Origin of the sequence: Acinetobacter sp. I-MWF (assembly GCF_025433935.1) — a bacterium.
In the GTDB taxonomy this organism is placed as follows: Bacteria; Pseudomonadota; Gammaproteobacteria; order Pseudomonadales; family Moraxellaceae; genus Acinetobacter; species Acinetobacter guillouiae.
Map to the genome: position 1 here is coordinate 1 of NZ_JAMBAR010000004.1, position 2642 is coordinate 2642.

Annotated in this window: 4 protein-coding genes; all 4 read right to left on the bottom strand. The window is 29.0% G+C overall.

Going from position 1 to position 2642, the window contains the following annotated elements; genetic code table 11:
- Window positions 1-27 precede the first annotated feature (27 nt).
- Window positions 28-393: a hypothetical protein gene (locus tag M2R48_RS21075; RefSeq protein ID WP_262087570.1), complete on the bottom strand. Its 366-nt coding sequence runs from the start codon at window positions 391-393 to the stop codon at window positions 28-30.
- Complete coding sequence (locus M2R48_RS21080) at window positions 365-1108, bottom strand: hypothetical protein (protein ID WP_262087574.1); 744 nt, start codon at window positions 1106-1108, stop codon at window positions 365-367. Before M2R48_RS21080 ends, M2R48_RS21075 begins: the two co-directional genes overlap by 29 nt.
- Window positions 1109-1177: 69 nt before the next feature.
- Window positions 1178-2266 carry a hypothetical protein gene (locus M2R48_RS21085; protein WP_262087575.1) on the bottom strand — a complete coding sequence of 363 codons (1089 nt, stop codon included), beginning with the start codon at window positions 2264-2266 and terminating at the stop codon, window positions 1178-1180.
- Complete coding sequence (locus M2R48_RS21090; RefSeq protein ID WP_262087577.1) at window positions 2239-2454, bottom strand: hypothetical protein; 216 nt, start codon at window positions 2452-2454, stop codon at window positions 2239-2241. The genes M2R48_RS21085 and M2R48_RS21090 overlap by 28 nt, the downstream gene beginning before the upstream one ends.
- Between the last annotated feature and the right edge of the window lie 188 nt (window positions 2455-2642).

The window sequence follows — 2642 nt, forward strand, 5'->3', positions numbered from 1 at the left end:
TAGAATAGTCTGGTAATGCTTTAGTTTTTATTCTAAATTAATCCAGCCTTTTACTGTTGAGGTTTTTTCTGCTTTCCATACACGCTGAGAGAATATACCACCAAAATCAATATACATTATCCAGCTACTATCCAAGACTCCAGCATGATAATCTAATAGAATATAACCATCTTTGGTTCGATTACCATCTATCAGTCCTGTATTTGATCGAAATTGAATATCTTGATAAGGAACTAAAAAGCGAAGTGTTCTTTCAGAGTTGGACTTAACAATAAAAGAGCCATAAAGTGCTTGATCAGACTGTAGTTCATCTTTGATTAAATATTTGTTTTCTAAACCAAAGCGTGTTGTCCATGAAACATCTTTATACAAGCCACCAAAAAACAATTTCATACCAAGTTTTATCAGTATTTACCTCTTCACCGACTTTCGGTATTGCCTCCCAACTTTTAGGATTGCTTAAGGTAACATCAAAAGGTCCTACATTTTTTAAAGTTAGAATTACTTCTAAACCTTCTTTTTTAGGAATAATATTGGTTGTCCCATAAAAATCAGCAACTTTAACTTTAGGTTGTGAATGAAAATTTTTAACTAAATCAATATAAAATTGGCTAATTTTTTGACTAGACTGAGCCTGCTTAGGATTTCCATATTTTAAAAATTGATTTTTGTCCCAATTTTCTACAATTTCTAGACCCTTTATAATTTTCTGTTTTCTAAACTGGACATTATCATTATCTAATACGTAAATAAAATCCCTTTTCTCATTGTCTGTTGCTAAGATTTTTTCAATATTTGAAACTCTCAATAACTTATTAATTTCTTGCGTTTTTACTTTCATTTCTTCTGATAGGGGAGTTTTATAAATACCAAACTCATCACTTTTAATTGAAAATACATCACTTAAATGATCAATAACAATACTATTATCATTACTAATGGCAATAGTATTGTATGATATAGACATTGGTGGGTTAATTGTTTTCACTACATCAGTATAACTATATTTTATATTAAAATTTTCAGCATAGTTCATTGTTGTTATTCCACAAAATAAAAAAGAAAGCGCGATTATTTGAGTTAAAACTCTAATTTTTTGATTTTCCATCTTACACCTTTTTTATTTTTAAAATAAAAACAAAGCTTTATAATTATTTCAAGTGATAAACACTATGATTTATTGTAAATTTATCCAGCCTTTGACTTGCGAAGACTTTTCTTCTTTCCACACTTGTTTAGAGAATATATCTCCAAAGCTAACGTACATATTCCAGAAAGTTAATTTAAGTGCCAGTCCTTGGTCAAAGTGAATATAACCTTCTTTTGTTCTATTGGTATTCACCTCTCCATTGGTAAAAGTAGTCGTGATTTTATTATAAGGTATAAGATAACGAAAACTTCTTTCACCGTTGGACTCTATTTTGAAATAAGATCTTGCTAACTCTTCAGGTTTAAAGTCATCTTTAATTAGATTTTCAGGCATTAGTGCAAATCTAGTCCAACATGATTTTTCATGGCATTGTGCGCCTAAGCGAACTTCATACCAAATTTTATTTTCATCAAAAGGCTCTTCAAGATCAACAATATCTCCCCATTTTGATGGATTAGAAAAAGTAATATCAAAAGGTCCTACATTTTTTAAAGTCAGAATTACTTCTAAACCTTCTTTTTTAGGAATAATATTAGTTGTTCCATAAAAATCAGCAAATTTCTCATTATTCTTTGAATATCCAATATCTTCTAAATCTGAAATAAAGTCACTGATGAGCTTGCTATGTTTAACCTGACTCTGTTTACCATATTTTAGAAATTCATCATTATCCCATCTATCATATATTTTAAATCCAACTATAGTTTCATTTTTTTCTCTTTGAGTATTATTATCTAATACATAAGTAAAAGCCTTTTCCTCATTAGTTGTTGCTAATATTTTCTCAATTTTTGGAATTCTTAATATTCTATTAACCTCTTTCATTCTTCTTTTCATTTCTTCTGTTAATGGAGCTTTAAAAATACCAAAGTCATCACTTTTAACTGAAAAAATACCGCTTAAATTTTTAGTGATAACATAATCATCATTACTGATAGTAATCCCATAGTAAGAGGGAGGCATTAGGATATTAAAAGTTTGATTAAAAGTTTTTTCGACTTGAATATATCGATGTTTTATTTCAAAGTTTTCTGCATAGCTCATTGTTATTATTCCTAAAAATAAAAAATAAAGTGTAATTTTTTTAATTAAGCTTCTATTTTTTTGACTTTCCATCTTACACCTGTTTTATTTTCAAAATATTCTCGAAACCGTTCATAATAATATGCTGGAATAATGGGCATTTTTCCAGGTAAAGGTGAAGACATTAAATGACCATCTACTTTCCGCTTCCAATCATTTTCAGGTTGAGGAAAATCTATATCCACAGTTTGAGTATCAGGTTTAATATACATCTTATGCACTGCTCCCCCATCCTTAAAATATTCATCAGGAAAACCAAATAAGTGTCCTGTTTCATGTAAAAATATAGCTTTAGAATAGTCTGGTAATGCTTTAGTTTTTATTCTAAATTAATCCAGCCTTTTACTGTTGAGGTTTTTTCTGCTTTCCATACACGCTGAGAGAATATACCACCAAAATCAATATACAT

Coding starts and splice junctions, on each gene's coding strand:
- M2R48_RS21075 (WP_262087570.1), bottom strand. CDS start 393: ATGAAATTGTTTTTTGGTGGCTTGTATAAAGATGTTTCATGGACAACA.
- M2R48_RS21080 (WP_262087574.1), bottom strand. CDS start 1,108: ATGGAAAATCAAAAAATTAGAGTTTTAACTCAAATAATCGCGCTTTCT.
- M2R48_RS21085 (WP_262087575.1), bottom strand. CDS start 2,266: ATGGAAAGTCAAAAAAATAGAAGCTTAATTAAAAAAATTACACTTTAT.